This is a genomic window from Pseudomonas sp. PDM09, from assembly GCF_014852305.1.
GTDB lineage: Bacteria > Pseudomonadota > Gammaproteobacteria > Pseudomonadales > Pseudomonadaceae > Aquipseudomonas.
The window spans coordinates 699,342-714,336 of sequence record NZ_JACVBI010000002.1; the positions used below are offsets into that span (position 1 = coordinate 699,342).

The window sequence follows — 14,995 nt, forward strand, 5'->3', positions numbered from 1 at the left end:
ATTACTCCGTGCCCGCAGGGTCGGCTTGCAGTTTGGTTTCGACTTCTATCGGCAATGTCGCGTTGGGCTTGACCCACCAGGTATTGATGCCGATGTCATATTTGGGCGAAACCTTCGGGTGGCCGATGTGGCTCCAGTACGCCACGCGCCAGGTCTTGATGTGCCAGTTGGGGATCACGTAGTAGCCCCATTGCAGCACCCGGTCCAGTGCCCTGGCGTGGGCCACCAGGCTTTGGCGTGAGTCGGCGTTGATCAGTTGCTCGACCAGTTGGTCCACCACCGGGTCTTTCAGGCCCATGGAGTTGCGGCTGCCGGGTTTGTCGGCCGCGGCGGTCATCCAGAACTCGCGCTGTTCATTACCCGGCGAGTTGGACTGCGGGAAGCTGCCGACGATCATGTCGAAGTCCCGGGAGCGCACGCGGTTGATGTATTGCGAGACGTCGACCCGGCGGATCACCAGGTCGATGCCCAGGTCGCTGAGGTTGCGCTTGAACGGTAGCAGCACCCGCTCGAACTCGGTCTGGGCCAGCAGGAATTCGATGGTCACCGGTTTGCCGGTGGCGTCGACCATCTTGTCGTCGACGATCCGCCAGCCGGCTTCTTGCAGTAGTTGATAGGCCTTGCGTTGCTGGGTGCGGATCATGCCGCTGGCGTCGGTCACCGGGTTCTGGAACGCCTCGCTGAACACTTGCTCGGGAATCTTGCCGCGCAATGGGTCCAGGATCGCCAACTGATCGGCGTCGGGGAGGCCGGTGGCGGCCATTTCCGAGTTTTCGAAGTAACTGCGGGTGCGCGCGTAGGCGCCGTTGAACAGTTGCTTGTTGGTCCATTCGAAGTCCAGCAACAGGGTCAGTGCCTGACGCACACGCACATCCTGAAACACCGGGCGGCGCAGGTTGAACACGAAGCCTTGCATGCCGGTGGGGTTGCCGTTCGGGATTTCTTCCTTGATCAGCCGACCTTCGGCCACCGCCGGAATGTTGTAGGCCTTGGCCCAGTTTTTCGCGGCCGATTCCAGCCAGTAGTCGAACTGACCGGCCTTGAGCGCTTCCAGCGCGACGGTGTTGTCGCGGTAGTAGTCAGTGGTCAGCACGTCGAAGTTGTAGAAGCCGCGATTGACCGGCAGGTCCTTGCCCCAGTAATCCTTGACCCGCTCATAGCGCACCGAACGTCCAGCCTTGACTTCGCTGACCTTGTACGGGCCGCTGCCGAGCGGCAGTTCCAGGTTGCCCTTGTTGAAATCGCGGGTGGCCCACCAATGCTTGGGCAGCACCGGCAATTGGCCGAGGATCAGCGGCAATTCACGGTTGTTGTTGTGCTTGAACTTGAACAGCACTTTGAGCGGGTCTTCGGCGACCACGTCCTCCACGTCGCTGTAGTACCCGCGAAAGAGCGGGGCGCCGTCCTTGATCAGGGTCTGGAAGCTGAACACCACATCTTCGGCACGTATCGGATGGCCGTCGTGGAAGCGTGCTTCGGGACGCAGGTAGAAGCGCACCCAACTGTTGTCCGGGGCTTTTTCGATTTTGCCGGCGATCAAGCCGTATTCGGTAAACGGCTCATCCAGGCCCTGTTTGGCCAGGGTGTCGTAGATCATGCTGATGTCGTCGGCCGGCACGCCTTTGTTGATGAACGGGTTGAGGCTGTCGAAGCCACCGAACCCGGCCTGGCGAAAGATCCCGCCCTTGGGGGCGTCGGGGTTTACGTAATCGAAATGTTTGAAATCGGCCGGGTATTTCGGCGGCTCGTTGTACAGGGTCAGGGCATGTTGCGGGGCGGCGCAGGCCAGCCCGGCGAACAACAGACCGCTGGCCTGCAAGAGCAGGGCGCGTACGGGTTTCATCGATCTTTCTCCGAAGATTTCAGCCACCACGCGCTCAGGCCCAGGGTGTAGGGCGGCGTGGTGACGAAGGCGAACCGGTTGCGGTAGGCCAGGCGGTGATAATTGAGGTACCAGTTGGGAATGATGTAGTGCTGCCACAGCAGTACCCGGTCGAGCGCCTTGCCGGCGGCGACTTGTGCATCACGGGTCTGGGCCGCGAGCAGTTGTTCAAGCAAATGGTCGACCACCGGGTTGGCGATACCTGCGTAATTCTTGCTACCCTTGACCCCGACCTGGCTGGAGTGGAAGTACTGCCATTGTTCCAGGCCCGGGCTGAGGGTCTGGTTGAGGGTCATCAGGATCATGTCGAAATCGAACTGATCGAGGCGCTGTTTGTACTGGGCGCGATCGACCGTGCGCAGCCGTGCGTCGATGCCGATGCTGGCGAGGTTCTCGACGTAGGGCTGAAGGATGCGCTCCAGGTTCGGGTTGACCAGCAGGATTTCGAAGCGCAACGGTTGGCCGATGCTGTTCTGTAGCCGCTGACCGTTGAGCTTCCAGCCGGCCTCGGCGAGCAGCTCCAGGGCCTTGCGCATGGTTTCCCGCGGAATGCCGCGGCCTTCGGTCTGCGGCAGGCTGAACGGCTCGGTGAGCAGCTTGGCGGGCAACTGATCGCGATAGGGCTTGAGCAGCAGCCACTCATGACCGACCGGTAGCCCGGTCGCGGAGAACTCGCTGTTGGGGTAATAACTCATGGCGCGTTTGTAGGCGCCGCTGAACAGCGTGCGGTTGGTCCACTCGAAGTCGAACATCAACCCCAGCGCTTCGCGGACCTTGGCCTCGGCGAAAGTGGGTCGCCGGGTGTTCATGAACAGGCCCTGGCTCTGGGTCGGGATCTGGTGCGCGATTTGCGCCTTGATCACATCGCCACGGCGCACGGCCGGGAAGTTGTAACCGTTGGCCCAGTTCTTCGCCTGGTGTTCGATGTAGATGTCGAACTCACCGGCCTTGAACGCTTCGAAGGCCACGTCGCTGTCACGGTAGAACTCGACTTCCATGCGATCGACGTTGTACTTGCCGCGATTGACCGGCAGGTCCTTGCCCCAATAATCCTTGACCCGTTCGAAGACGATCTGCCGCCCGGGCGTTACCGAGGTGATGCGATACGGCCCGCTGCCCAATGGCGGCTCGAAGGTGGTGGCCTTGAAATCGCGACCTTCCCAGTAATGCTGGGGCAACACCGGCAACTCGCCCAGACGCAGGATCAGCAGCGGATTACCGGCGCGTTTGAAGACGAAACGGATGCGCCGTGGGTTGAGGATGTCGACCCGCGACACTTCCTGAAGGTTGGTGCGGTATTGCGGGTGACCTTCCTTGAGCAGCAAACGGTAAGAGAACGCCACGTCGTAAGCGGTGATCGGCGTGCCATCGTGGAAACGCGCTTCGGGGCGCAGGTTGAACACCACCCAGCTGCGGTCCTCGCTGTACTCCACCGATTGGGCAATCAGGCCATAACTGGAGGTCGGCTCATCGCCGGACGGCGCGTATTGGCCGGTGCCGACCATCAACGGTTCATTGAGTTCGTTGATGCCGTATTGCAGGAAGTTGGCGGTGGAAACCGGGCTCGAACCCTTGAAGGTGTATGGGTTGAGCGTATCGAAGGTGCCAAACGCCATCACCCGCAACGTACCGCCCTTGGGCGCTTGCGGGTTGACCCAGTCGAAGTGGGTAAATCTGGCCGGGTACTTGAGCGTGCCGAACTGCGCATAACCATGGCTTTCGCTGATCGTTGCGCTTGCGGGGGAGCTCAAGGCCAGGCTGATCAGGAGCAGGAGGAGGGGACGCTTCAAGTCAGAGATCCGATCCAGGCGGCTTGGGCTTTGTGGGCCGTACAGTAACAGCTTGTATCGACAGGAAAAAGACGGGGGGTTAATGCGTTGTTAATTGCGCAGGTGAATGACTTGTAGCAGCTGGCGAAGCCTGCGTTCGGCTGCGAAGCAGTCGTGAGTCCGGCTAGTGCGGTCTGCCTGACACACTGCAATCACTGGTTTGACGACTGCTTCGCAGCCGAGCGCAGCCTCGCAGGCTCGACAGCTGCTACGGCCGAACGCAGCCTCGCGAGCTCGGCAGCTGCTACAGGGCTGCGATCTTTTCGGCATCACATCAATCTTAATGCGGCGAAGCAACCGTCAGCATCTGCCCCGGTTTCAGCGCCTGGCCAACCCGAGGGTTCCAGCGCTTGAGGTGCTGCATTTCAACGTTGAAGCGTTTGGCGACCATGTACAGCGAGTCGCCTTGCTTGACCTTGTATTGGGTCTGTTGCGTTTTGTTTGTAACCTTGCCGCTCGCCTTGCTGTTCGCGGCGACCACGGTGTTGACGCGCCCGGATTTGCGCTTGGCGGTGTCCTGCATCACCAGGGTCTGGCCGACCTTGAGGTCCTTGCCGTTCAACTTGTTCCAGCGTTGCAGGTCTTTGACCTCGACCTTGTTGGCCTTGGCGATGGTGCCCAGATTGTCGCCGCGTTTGACCCGATAGGCGCGCTTGAGGCTGGCGATTTCGCTGTCGTCTGCCCCTTCGAACACCGGCTTGAGGGATCGCTGGCTGATCAGCTCGTCAGGACGCATGGTCGACAGGCTGGCGGTCAGCAGTTGCGCCTTGGACGTTGGCACCAGCAGATGCTGGGGGCCGTCGATGGTGGTGCGCTGCTTGAAGGCCGGGTTGAGCTGGAACAGTTCGTCTTCGTCGATATTGGCGACGGCGGCAACCTTGGACAGGTCCATGCGCTGGTTGATTTCGACGACCTGGAAGTACGGTTCATTGGCGATCGGGTTGAGGTTCACGCCATAGGCGTCGGGCGCCAGGACCACTTGCGACAGGGCCAGCAACTTAGGCACATAGGCCTGGGTTTCCGCTGGCAGTGGCAGGTTCCAGTAGTCGGTCGGCAGGCCGAGTCGTTCGTTGCGCTCGATGGCCCGGCTGACCGTGCCTTCGCCGGCGTTGTACGCCGCCAGGGCCAGCAGCCAGTCGCCGTTGAACATGTCGTGCAGGCGGGTCAGGTAATCCATGGCCGCGGTGGTCGAGGCGGTGATATCGCGACGGCCATCATAGAAACGGGTTTGACGCAGGTTGAAGTAACGCCCGGTGGAAGGGATGAATTGCCACAAGCCAACCGCATCGGCCCGGGAATAGGCCATCGGGTTGTAGGCGCTTTCAATCACTGGCAATAGCGCCAGTTCCAGCGGCATGTTGCGTTCTTCAAGGCGTTCGACGATGTAGTGAATGTAGAGGCTGCCGCGTTCGCCGGCGTTTTCGAGGAAGGACGGATTACTGGCGAACCACAGGCGCTGTTGCTCGATGCGCGGGTTGACGCCCAGGTTGTCCTGCAACTGGAAGCCCTGGCGCATGCGCTCCCAGACGTCCTGTGGAATTTGCGGTGTTGGTTTTTCGCTGAGCCAGACAGGTTTTTGCTTGGCTCGAGCGGCGATGTTCGGAGTGTGTGTCGCTTCGGTCTGCGGCACATGGCTGGAACAGCCCGCCAGAGTGGCGGACACAGCCACCGCGATGGCTTGAGCCAAGCGGGTCAATGCGTCTGAATTGATGGCTTTACGAATAGGTGACGACATTGGCTGGAAGTAAGTTCCGGGCAAAAATGTCGGGCGATTCTAGAAAGCGCACCCCCTGCGGTCAACCATTCAGAATTTTTGTACCAACGTGATGGCTACTTAGAACTTATCTTTCCAAGCGCGTAGAGCAGCAAAAACCGCACTCGGAGCCCGGTTTTGGGTTCCATTCCGTTCGTCCACTTTTTCTTTAACGGATGTTTCGTCGACACGCAAAAACGGGTTGGTACGCTTTTCAAGCGCCAGAGTAGAGGGCAGCGTCATGATTCCGGCATCACGTTGCGCGGTGACTTTTTCCAGACGTGCGGCGGTGTCCGGATTGCCCGGTTCGACCGCTGCGGCAAACTTCAGGTTGCTCAGGGTGTATTCGTGAGTGCAGTAGACCAGCGTGTCTTCGGGCAGCGCGGCGAGGCGGCTCAGCGAGTGATGCATTTGCTCCGGCGTGCCTTCGAACAGGCGCCCGCAACCGGCGGCGAACAGGGTGTCACCGCAAAACAAATGGCCCTGGTGATAAAAGGCAATGTGTCCGAGGGTATGGCCTGGTACTTCGATGACTTCGAAGTCCCAGCCCAGCACGCTGATGCGGTCATTGTCCTTGAGTGCCACGTCCCGCGCCGGGATGCTTTCGCTGGCCGGGCCGTAGACTGTCGCGTCTGTCGCTTTTTTCAGCCGCTCGACGCCGCCGACATGGTCATGATGGTGATGAGTGATCAAAATATCGCTTAACACCCAACCCGGGTGCGCGGCGAGCCAGGCTTGTACTGGCGCGGCATCGCCCGGATCGACCACGGCGCAGCGCTGGGTGCTGTGGTCTTGTAACAACCAGATGTAGTTGTCGGTGAAGGCGGGCAGGGCACTGATCTGTATCATCGTCGGATTCGCCAAGCGGAAAACATTGGCGCATCTTAGAACTTCCTGGCGCGTTGGAGAATGCAATGACCGATAAAGCGTTCGCTCAGGCCGATCCTGAGTGGCTGACATTGATCAGCGCGGCCCGTGAATGGCTGTCCGGCCCCATCGGGCAATTTCTGCTGGACGAAGAACGACGCATGCTCGAAGACGAGTTGGGGCGCTTCTTCGGCGGCTACCTGGTGCATTACGGCCCTTCGGCGCAGACGCCGCCGTCGGCGCCGCAGGTCCAGCGCAATGTGCGGCTCGGTGCGCCGTTGCCGGGGGTCGAGATTGTTTGCGAAGAGCAGGCCTGGCCTTTGAGCGAGCACGCCGCCGATGTGGTGGTGTTGCAGCACGGGCTGGATTTCTGCCTGTCGCCCCACGGTCTGCTGCGCGAAGCGGCGAGCAGCGTTCGGCCTGGCGGGCATCTGCTGATTGTCGGGATCAACCCCTGGAGCAGTTGGGGCCTGCGTCATGTGTTCGCCCATGACGCCTTGCGCAAGGCCCGCTGTATTTCGCCATCGCGAGTCGCCGACTGGCTGAACCTGCTGGGTTTCGCGCTGGAGAAACGCCGCTTCGGGTGCTATCGTCCGCCGCTTGCGTCGCCTGCCTGGCAAGCCCGTCTGGCCGGTTGGGAGCGCAAGGCCGGTGACTGGCAGTTGTCGGGTGGTGGCTTCTATTTATTGGTCGCGCGCAAGATTGTGGTGGGCCTGCGGCCGGTGCGTCAGGAACGGCGCGAACCGATGGGCAAGCTGATTCCGTTGCCGATGGCCAAGGTCAACCGTCGTCACCTCGAACCGTAATACACATTTTATTTTCCCGGCCGGGTTCGCCCCGGCCTCGGGCATCGTCGGTCACCGATCGGCGAGCCACCGCATTTTCTGGATAGATTGGCATGAGCGATAGCGTAGAACTCTTCACCGATGGCGCCTGTAAGGGCAACCCTGGCCCGGGCGGCTGGGGTGCGTTGCTGGTGTGCAAGGGCGTTGAAAAGGAACTCTGGGGCGGCGAAGCCAACACCACCAACAACCGCATGGAGTTGATGGGCGCGATCCGTGGCCTGGAAGAGCTCAAGCGCTCCTGCGACGTACTGCTGGTGACCGACTCCCAGTACGTGATGAAAGGCATCAACGAGTGGATGGCCAACTGGAAGAAACGCGGCTGGAAAACCGCGGCCAAGGAGCCGGTGAAAAACGCCGATCTGTGGAAGCTGCTCGACGAGCAGGTCAACCGCCACAACGTCACCTGGAAATGGGTGCGCGGACACATCGGCCATCATGGCAACGAGCGGGCCGACCAACTGGCCAACCGTGGCGTTGATGAAGTGCGTGGGTACAAGCAGGCCTGATTTCGGTTCTACCGATGCACCGCGTCATCGTTCTTCGCGAGCAAGCCCGCTCCCACATTCGACCGAGTTCTCTCAGGGGAATGCGATCAAATGTGGGAGCGGGCTTGCTCGCGAAGGCCACGACTCGGTGTTCCTGCCAGGGCGCATCGCGGGCAAACCCGGCTCCTCAAGAAATCACAGCATCAAAATCGCGGCGGCCAGTTGCTGGTCTGAATACCGGTCGTTGACGATCTCGCGAGCGTGTTAACATCGCCGCTTTTGCACGATTGACCCGTTGAGAGCTGAGCACTGATGGCCACCAGATCCGTTGTACTCGATACCGAAACCACCGGCATGCCGGTGACCGACGGCCACCGGATTATCGAAATCGGTTGTGTCGAGTTGATCGGTCGGCGCCTGACCGGCCGGCATTTCCACGTTTACCTGCAACCGGATCGCGAGAGTGACGAAGGCGCCATCGGCGTCCACGGCATCACGAACGAATTCCTGGTGGGCAAGCCGCGCTTCACCGAAGTGGCCGATGAGTTCTTCGAGTTCATCAAGGGTGCGCAGCTGATCATCCATAACGCGGCGTTCGACGTTGGCTTCATCAACAACGAATTCGCCCTGATGGGCCAGCACGACCGCGCGGATATCACGCAACACTGCTCGATCCTCGACACCCTGATGATGGCCCGGGAACGTCACCCGGGGCAGCGCAACAGCCTCGACGCCTTGTGCAAACGCTATGGCGTCGACAACTCTGGCCGTGAGCTGCACGGCGCCTTGCTCGACTCCGAGATTCTCGCCGACGTTTACCTGACCATGACCGGCGGCCAGACCAGCCTGTCGCTGGCCGGTAACGCGTCCGATGGCAATGGTTCAGGTGAGGGCGCGGATAACTCCGCCACCGAAATCCGTCGTCTGCCGGCCGATCGTCAGCCGATCCGGATCATCCGCGCCAGTGAAGAAGATCTGGCCCAGCACATTGCGCGCCTTGAAGCCATCGCCAAATCCGCCGGCGCTCCGTCGTTGTGGCAGCAATTGGCCGAGGCCAAGGCTCAGGCCTGAAAAAGATCGCAGCCTTCGGCAGCGCCTACGCCAACCGTGTCGACCATCAAATCAACGGTGGCCCCGATCCTGTAGGCGCTGCCGCAGGCTGCGATCTTTTGATCTTCACACGCACCCAATGCCCCACTTCAGGGCATCCCCCTCGCCACATGCGCTCCAACCCTCTACCCTGAGGTTATTGGCAGGCCACGGTCTGCCGCCTCAGGACACCGAGCCCCATGTATAAAGATTTGAAATTCCCGGTCCTGATCGTCCACCGCGACATCAAGGCCGACACCGTTGCCGGTGATCGTGTGCGTGGCATCGCCCGGGAGCTTGAGCAGGAAGGCTTCAGCATCGTCTCGGCGGTCGATTACAACGAAGGGCGTCTGGTCGCCTCGACCCATCACGGCCTCTCTTGCATGTTGATTGCCGCCGAAGACGCCAGCACCAATGCTCATCTTCTGCATAACATGGCCGAGCTGATCCGCCTGGCACGGGTTCGGGCGCCGGACCTGCCGATCTTTGCGTTGGGCGAGCAGGTGACCCTGGAAAATGCCCCGGCTGACGCCATGGCCGAGCTCAATCAACTGCGCGGCATTCTTTATTTGTTCGAAGACACCGTGCCCTTCCTCGCCCGTCAGGTTGCCCGCGCGGCGCGCAAATATCTGGACGGTCTGTTGCCGCCATTTTTCAAGGCGCTGGTACAGCACACCGCCGATTCCAATTATTCCTGGCATACCCCCGGCCATGGCGGCGGCGTGGCGTATCACAAGAGTCCGGTGGGGCAGGCGTTTCACCAGTTCTTCGGGGAAAACACCCTGCGTTCGGATTTGTCGGTGTCGGTACCGGAACTCGGTTCGCTGCTCGATCACACCGGCCCGCTGGCCGAAGCGGAAGCGAGAGCCGCGCGTAATTTCGGCGCCGATCACACCTTTTTCGTGATCAATGGCACCTCGACCGCCAACAAGATCGTCTGGCATTCCATGGTGGCCCGCGATGACCTGGTGCTGGTGGATCGCAACTGCCATAAGTCGGTGCTGCATTCGATCATCATGACCGGCGCGATCCCGCTGTACCTGTGCCCGGAACGCAATGAGCTGGGAATTATCGGCCCGATTCCGTTGAGCGAATTCAGTCGTGAATCGATCCAGGCCAAGATCGAAGCCAGCCCGCTGACCAAGGGCCGCGAACCCAAGGTCAAGTTGGCGGTGGTGACCAATTCGACTTACGACGGCCTCTGTTACAACGCCGAATTAATCAAACAGAGCCTGGGCAACAGTGTCGAGGTGCTGCATTTCGACGAGGCCTGGTACGCCTACGCGGCGTTTCACGAGTTCTTCGCCGGTCGTTACGGCATGGGCACCTCTCGCAGTGAAGACAGCCCGCTGGTGTTCACTACGCACTCCACGCACAAATTGCTGGCAGCGTTCAGCCAGGCGTCGATGATTCACGTTCAGGACGGCGGTGCCCGGCAGCTGGATCGCGACCGTTTCAACGAAGCGTTCATGATGCATATCTCGACCTCGCCGCAGTACAGCATCATTGCTTCGCTGGACGTGGCCTCGGCGATGATGGAAGGGCCGGCTGGCCGTTCGCTGTTGCAGGAAATGTTCGACGAGGCCCTGAGCTTTCGCCGGGCCCTGGCCAATCTGCGTCAGCACATCGCCGCCGATGACTGGTGGTTTTCCATCTGGCAACCACCCTCGGCCGAAGGTATCGAACAGGTAGTCACCGAAGACTGGTTGCTGCAACCCGACGCCGATTGGCATGGCTTTGGCGGCGTAACCGATGATTACGTACTGCTCGATCCGATCAAGGTCACGCTGGTGATGCCGGGTTTGACGGCGGGCGGTGCCCTGAGCGCGCGGGGTATTCCGGCGGCGGTGGTCAGCAAATTCCTCTGGGAACGCGGACTGGTCGTGGAAAAGACCGGGCTGTATTCGTTCCTGGTGCTGTTCTCCATGGGTATCACCAAGGGCAAATGGAGCACGCTGCTGACCGAGTTGCTGGAGTTCAAGCGCAGTTACGACGCCAATGTCAGCCTGGCCACCTGCCTGCCGTGCGTGGCACAACACAATATTGCCCGTTATCAAGGCATGGGTTTGCGCGATCTGTGTGATCAATTGCACGCCTGTTATCGCAGCAATGCCACGGCCAAACACCTCAAACGCATGTACACCGTACTGCCGGAAGTCGCGATGAAGCCGGCGGACGCCTATGATCAATTAGTACGCGGGGAGGTTGAGGCTGTTTCGATCGATGCTCTGGACGGGCGGATCGCAGCGGTAATGCTGGTGCCATACCCGCCGGGGATCCCGTTGATCATGCCCGGCGAGCGGTTCACCGAGTCGACCCGTTCGATCATCGATTACCTGAAGTTTGCCCGTACGTTCGACAGCAGCTTTCCCGGATTTGTCGCCGATGTGCATGGCTTGCAACACGAAGACGAGGGCAATGGACGGCATTACACCGTCGATTGCATCAAGGAATGAGGACCTTTGCGAGTATGCAACCAGTCATGAATCCCAAATACCCAGGCCTCTCGGTGCGTGTCGCCGATGAGGGGTTTGCGGCTTATATCTGGGGCAGTGATTTCAGTTTTGAAGTCGCCGCCTATGGTGCCGCGCAAATCGGTAAGCCGGTGGCGCAGTGGCCGGTGACGCCAATCACCCCGTATCGCAAGTGTTACGGTATCGATCCCGAGGAATTCAGCAGTTTTCGCGATGCCGCAGACAGCGCGATTTTCATGGCCTATCTGGATGACGAGCCGGTGGGGCATTTAGTGGTCAGCACCAACTGGAACGGTTTCGCCCATATCGATGAATTGGCGGTGCATGCACCGGCGCGCCGTCATGGCGTGGCCAAGGCGTTGCTGGACGTGGCGCAGTTCTGGAGTCGCAAGAAAAAACTGCCGGGCATCATGCTGGAAACCCAGAACAACAACCTGGGCGCCTGTCGGCTTTATGAGCGCTGTGGCTATGTGGTCGGCGGAATCGATCACCTGCGCTACCGCGGAATCGATCCGAATACCGCTGAAATGGCGCTCTTCTGGTATCGATTATTCGATAATCCGCTGGAAAACCCGCTCAGCTCGCCAGCATCGCCACGGCTTGTTCCGTGAGGATGTCCAGCAGTGCTTGAACGGCCGCAGAGGGCTCGGCGCTCTTCAGGCTCAAGGCATACACGCTGATCGGCACGGCAGGCGCCAGCGGGCAGGCATCGAGCCCGGCCGATTTGGCGCCGAGGGCGGTAAATGGGTCGACGATCGCCAGACCTTCACCGGCCTCGACCATGCTGCGCATCATTTGATGAGTCTGTACCCGTGTCTGAATGACCGGGGCAGGGCGCAGCGCATGCAGCTTGTTGTCCAGTGCCGGGCTTAACGGATCGTGACCTTCCAGACCGACCATCGACTGGCCAGCCAGGTCCTGCAGCGAAATGTACTTCTGTTTCGGTTGCAGCCACCCATGGGGTGCCAGCAGCTGGAGCTTGCCTTGAGCGATGACCTGGCAATGGATATCGGCGTGGTCCGGGTCATGCAGGCTCAGGCCCAGATCGCTTTCACGCAGCAGCAGGCTTCTGACAATCGCGCCGGTCGGCTGGCTCAGGAGGGTGCAAGGTGCGTCGGGGAGGCGTCGGCGCAGGGCCGCGATGCTGTGTGGCAACAGGTGTTGTGCCAACGGCGGGGTGCAGATGATGCGCAGGGGCGGGGCCAAATATTGCTTGAGGCTGCTGGCCAGTCGCTGGACCGGCTCGAGGGCTTCGTAGACGTGGGCGATCTCGACTTGCAGCTCCCGTGCTTCGCGCGTGGCTTGCAGACGACCACGCACGCTGGCAAACAGCATGAAACCCAACTGATCCTCGGCATCCCGCAGAGTGCGTTCAACCTCGGCCACTGGCAGCTGCAGCCATTCGGCGGCGGTGCCCAGGTGACCGGTCTGCAGGAGCGCCTGGATCACTTCGATATGACGTAAACGCATGCGTGAAGTCCATGTTCAGCAGGTGAGGGAGTCAGTCACTGAATCCTAACTCAAGTGCGCGCATATGACTTCTGCTCATAACAGCGAGTTATGAGGCCACGTTCGTTTCAGGTTCGCGAGTGAGGGTGACGCCCGATTGCACCAGCACAAATTCGTTGTCGTCGAGTTTGTTGAGCCGGTCGCCAATGGCCAGCTTATAGGTGCTGACAGGCACCGAGCCGGCGAGGCCGTCGTGCGACGGGGTGGATTCCTGGAACTCATGCACGGAATAAACGCGGCCTTCCGCGTCTCTTGCATGGAACTGACCGACGAGTACTGCTGCCATCTGCTTAGAACCTCTGGAGATAAATCACTCAATTTGCGGTTCTGTAGACCGTGGTTGGGCGAGGTAAGTTTTCCTACAGGAAAAAAATAGTCAGGGGCGGCGATTTTCCGTCGCCCGCTGGTTGAATCGTCATCTGATCATCTATAACTAGAAGCTCTTCCCATTGGACAGTCGAGAATCTTCCATGAGCAACGTCTACGAGATCGCCGTTCTGGTCGGCAGCCTGAGAAAAGCATCGATCAACCGCAAGGTTGCGCTGGCGCTGGCCGAGCTGGCGCCTGCCAATCTGAAGCTGAACATCGTCGAAATCGGCGATTTGCCGCTCTACAATGAAGACATCGATGGCGAATCACCGCCGGCAGCCTACAGCACTTTCCGTCAACAAGTGAGCTCATCCGACGCGGTGCTGTTCGTGACCCCGGAATATAACCGTTCGGTACCGGCGCCATTGAAGAATGCGATCGACGTGGGGTCGCGCCCTTATGGCAAGAGCGCCTGGAACGGCAAGCCGGGTGCGGTGATCAGCGCTTCACCGGGCGCCGTCGGCGGATTTGGCGCCAACCACAACGTGCGCCAGTCCATGGTGTTTCTCAATGTGCCGTGCATGCAGCAACCGGAGGCCTACCTGGGTGGCGCTGGTTCAGCGTTTGATGAGGCGGGCAAGTTGTCAGAGTCGGTCAGGCCGTTCTTGCAAAAATTCATCGATGCGTATGCGCTATGGGTTGAGCAGCATAAAAAGCAGTGACGTTTCCCTTGTAGCAGCTGCCGAACCTGTAGGTCGGGATTGTGTTGATGGTGACGCCGGCGGCGCTGGCGTTGCGGTTGTCTATCTGAACCGTGTCGACCCTGTCGCGAGCAGGCTCGCTCCCACAAGGATCTTCGCCATACGGAGATCCAATGTGGGAGCGAGCCTGCTCGCGATAGGGCCAGTCCATTCACCACAAAAACTCAACCATTACCCGGCACATTCGGCCAAAGATCGGACACCAGAAACAGCCGCTCGGCTTCTTCCCAATCGCCTTTGCCATTCTCTGTCAGCCGCACCATCAATTGCGCCGGTGCCAGCGGGTCCAGATCGCTCAGCCATGCGCTCAGCTGTTCAGCATTCCAGGTTTGCTCTTCGGGATAGTGCGCCGGCGCCAGCCAGGCATGGCGGGGCAGGGGTTGCCAGCGGCCGAATGGGCGTTGTACGACAAAGTCCGCCCAGTCCTTCTGATGCAGCCAGCTACCGCGCAAATGTTGAGGGTGCGCGCCGCTGGGTGATTCGGCCTGCCCCGGCCACGGATAGAGCAGATAACCGCCCAGCCACAGATGGGCACTGAACTGCTGGATATCCAGCGACGCCAGCACTGCACGGCTTTCCACTCGCGCGGAAATCGGTAATTGATGCTGGCTCAGGTGCTTGAGTTTACGGTCGAGCCGATCATGACAACCCGGTCCGAGCCACTGCGCGGTGTCATGGCCGTCACCATTCTGTGGCCCCAGATAGAGCTTGATCGCCAGTTCCAGGTGATGCACGCCATCGCGATCACGCAGCAGCATATCCAGTTCACCCAAGGTGTGGCCTTCACGGCGGATCGGCATGTTGGCGGCGATCAGCTCGATGCCCGGCGCGTGCCGCACGGCGTATTGCCACAGCCGCTCGTAGTACAGACCCAGCCGCCGGGTTCTGGCCTGGGCCAGCCAGTGCAGCAGGTCGTAGCTGTCGCGATCCAGTTGCCGGAGCCAGTGTTCCAGGCGCTCCGGTGCCTGCACCCAGTCGCTGCCCGCCAGCGGATGACGCTGCGGCCACGGGGTGACGCTGAGCATCGGCGGCGCGAGGATGACCCAAGCCAGGTCGCGCACTTCGGGGTGGCGCAACTGGTGAGGTAACTGGAGCAAATCTGGAAATAGGATCATCTTGCGAGCATAGCCCGAAACGCGAGCGCACCGTCGTGGCTGAAAGGGTTTTGTCTACGCCGCGCTTTCGCCCATAA

At 60.4% G+C, this 14,995-nt stretch carries 13 protein-coding genes; 6 read left to right on the forward strand and 7 right to left on the reverse strand.

Annotated elements, in window-relative coordinates; genetic code table 11:
- Position 1 precedes the first annotated feature (1 nt).
- The 4 genes from IB250_RS07895 to gloB all read right to left on the reverse strand — a co-directional run bounded on the left by IB250_RS07895 (position 2) and on the right by gloB (position 6,313).
- On the reverse strand, positions 2-1,843 hold the full coding sequence (locus IB250_RS07895; protein WP_192343673.1) for an extracellular solute-binding protein: 1,842 nt from the start codon (positions 1,841-1,843) through the stop codon (positions 2-4).
- Complete coding sequence (locus tag IB250_RS07900) at positions 1,840-3,672, reverse strand: extracellular solute-binding protein (protein WP_192343674.1); 1,833 nt, start codon at positions 3,670-3,672, stop codon at positions 1,840-1,842. The genes IB250_RS07895 and IB250_RS07900 overlap by 4 nt, the downstream gene beginning before the upstream one ends.
- Positions 3,673-3,991: 319 nt before the next feature.
- On the reverse strand, positions 3,992-5,446 hold the full coding sequence (locus IB250_RS07905) for a transglycosylase SLT domain-containing protein (RefSeq protein ID WP_123495106.1): 1,455 nt from the start codon (positions 5,444-5,446) through the stop codon (positions 3,992-3,994).
- 99 nt (positions 5,447-5,545) lie between these two features.
- Positions 5,546-6,313, reverse strand: coding sequence for a hydroxyacylglutathione hydrolase (gene gloB, locus IB250_RS07910; RefSeq protein ID WP_192343675.1), 768 nt, complete (start codon positions 6,311-6,313; stop codon positions 5,546-5,548).
- A 65-nt stretch (positions 6,314-6,378) separates the two neighbouring features.
- Between gloB and IB250_RS07915 the strand changes: the two genes are divergently transcribed.
- The 5 genes from IB250_RS07915 (at position 6,379) to IB250_RS07935 (ending at position 11,835) form a co-directional block, all read left to right on the forward strand.
- The gene (locus IB250_RS07915; RefSeq protein ID WP_008074391.1) at positions 6,379-7,137 is read left to right on the forward strand and encodes a methyltransferase domain-containing protein; all 759 of its coding nucleotides are present in this window, start codon (positions 6,379-6,381) and stop codon (positions 7,135-7,137) included.
- A gap of 92 nt (positions 7,138-7,229) precedes the next feature.
- Complete coding sequence (rnhA, locus tag IB250_RS07920; protein ID WP_003180633.1) at positions 7,230-7,682, forward strand: ribonuclease HI; 453 nt, start codon at positions 7,230-7,232, stop codon at positions 7,680-7,682.
- Positions 7,683-7,973: 291 nt separating this feature from the next.
- On the forward strand, positions 7,974-8,732 hold the full coding sequence (gene dnaQ / locus IB250_RS07925; protein ID WP_192343676.1) for a DNA polymerase III subunit epsilon: 759 nt from the start codon (positions 7,974-7,976) through the stop codon (positions 8,730-8,732).
- Positions 8,733-8,950: 218 nt separating this feature from the next.
- The gene (locus IB250_RS07930; protein WP_123495103.1) at positions 8,951-11,206 is read left to right on the forward strand and encodes an Orn/Lys/Arg decarboxylase N-terminal domain-containing protein; all 2,256 of its coding nucleotides are present in this window, start codon (positions 8,951-8,953) and stop codon (positions 11,204-11,206) included.
- 14 nt (positions 11,207-11,220) lie between these two features.
- Positions 11,221-11,835: a GNAT family N-acetyltransferase gene (locus IB250_RS07935; protein ID WP_008074397.1), complete on the forward strand. Its 615-nt coding sequence runs from the start codon at positions 11,221-11,223 to the stop codon at positions 11,833-11,835.
- Here the strand turns inward: IB250_RS07935 and IB250_RS07940 are convergent.
- Together IB250_RS07940 and IB250_RS07945 are read right to left on the reverse strand one after the other, a co-directional pair.
- Positions 11,801-12,694 carry a LysR family transcriptional regulator gene (locus IB250_RS07940; RefSeq protein WP_192343677.1) on the reverse strand — a complete coding sequence of 298 codons (894 nt, stop codon included), beginning with the start codon at positions 12,692-12,694 and terminating at the stop codon, positions 11,801-11,803. The genes IB250_RS07935 and IB250_RS07940 overlap by 35 nt on opposite strands.
- Before the next feature lie 88 nt (positions 12,695-12,782).
- Positions 12,783-13,019 carry a hypothetical protein gene (locus tag IB250_RS07945; protein WP_123495100.1) on the reverse strand — a complete coding sequence of 79 codons (237 nt, stop codon included), beginning with the start codon at positions 13,017-13,019 and terminating at the stop codon, positions 12,783-12,785.
- A gap of 184 nt (positions 13,020-13,203) precedes the next feature.
- Between IB250_RS07945 and IB250_RS07950 the strand changes: the two genes are divergently transcribed.
- Positions 13,204-13,764 carry an NADPH-dependent FMN reductase gene (locus IB250_RS07950; protein ID WP_123359687.1) on the forward strand — a complete coding sequence of 187 codons (561 nt, stop codon included), beginning with the start codon at positions 13,204-13,206 and terminating at the stop codon, positions 13,762-13,764.
- A gap of 203 nt (positions 13,765-13,967) precedes the next feature.
- Here IB250_RS07950 and IB250_RS07955 read toward each other — a convergent pair whose 3' ends face one another.
- On the reverse strand, positions 13,968-14,918 hold the full coding sequence (locus IB250_RS07955; protein WP_192343678.1) for a DUF1853 family protein: 951 nt from the start codon (positions 14,916-14,918) through the stop codon (positions 13,968-13,970).
- Between the last annotated feature and the right edge of the window lie 77 nt (positions 14,919-14,995).

Coding starts and splice junctions, on each gene's coding strand:
- IB250_RS07895 (WP_192343673.1), bottom strand. CDS start 1,843: ATGAAACCCGTACGCGCCCTGCTCTTGCAGGCCAGCGGTCTGTTGTTC.
- IB250_RS07905 (WP_123495106.1), bottom strand. CDS start 5,446: ATGTCGTCACCTATTCGTAAAGCCATCAATTCAGACGCATTGACCCGC.
- gloB (WP_192343675.1), bottom strand. CDS start 6,313: ATGATACAGATCAGTGCCCTGCCCGCCTTCACCGACAACTACATCTGG.
- IB250_RS07915 (WP_008074391.1), top strand. CDS start 6,379: ATGACCGATAAAGCGTTCGCTCAGGCCGATCCTGAGTGGCTGACATTG.
- rnhA (WP_003180633.1), top strand. CDS start 7,230: ATGAGCGATAGCGTAGAACTCTTCACCGATGGCGCCTGTAAGGGCAAC.
- dnaQ (WP_192343676.1), top strand. CDS start 7,974: ATGGCCACCAGATCCGTTGTACTCGATACCGAAACCACCGGCATGCCG.
- IB250_RS07930 (WP_123495103.1), top strand. CDS start 8,951: ATGTATAAAGATTTGAAATTCCCGGTCCTGATCGTCCACCGCGACATC.
- IB250_RS07935 (WP_008074397.1), top strand. CDS start 11,221: ATGCAACCAGTCATGAATCCCAAATACCCAGGCCTCTCGGTGCGTGTC.
- IB250_RS07940 (WP_192343677.1), bottom strand. CDS start 12,694: ATGCGTTTACGTCATATCGAAGTGATCCAGGCGCTCCTGCAGACCGGT.
- IB250_RS07945 (WP_123495100.1), bottom strand. CDS start 13,019: ATGGCAGCAGTACTCGTCGGTCAGTTCCATGCAAGAGACGCGGAAGGC.
- IB250_RS07950 (WP_123359687.1), top strand. CDS start 13,204: ATGAGCAACGTCTACGAGATCGCCGTTCTGGTCGGCAGCCTGAGAAAA.
- IB250_RS07955 (WP_192343678.1), bottom strand. CDS start 14,918: ATGATCCTATTTCCAGATTTGCTCCAGTTACCTCACCAGTTGCGCCAC.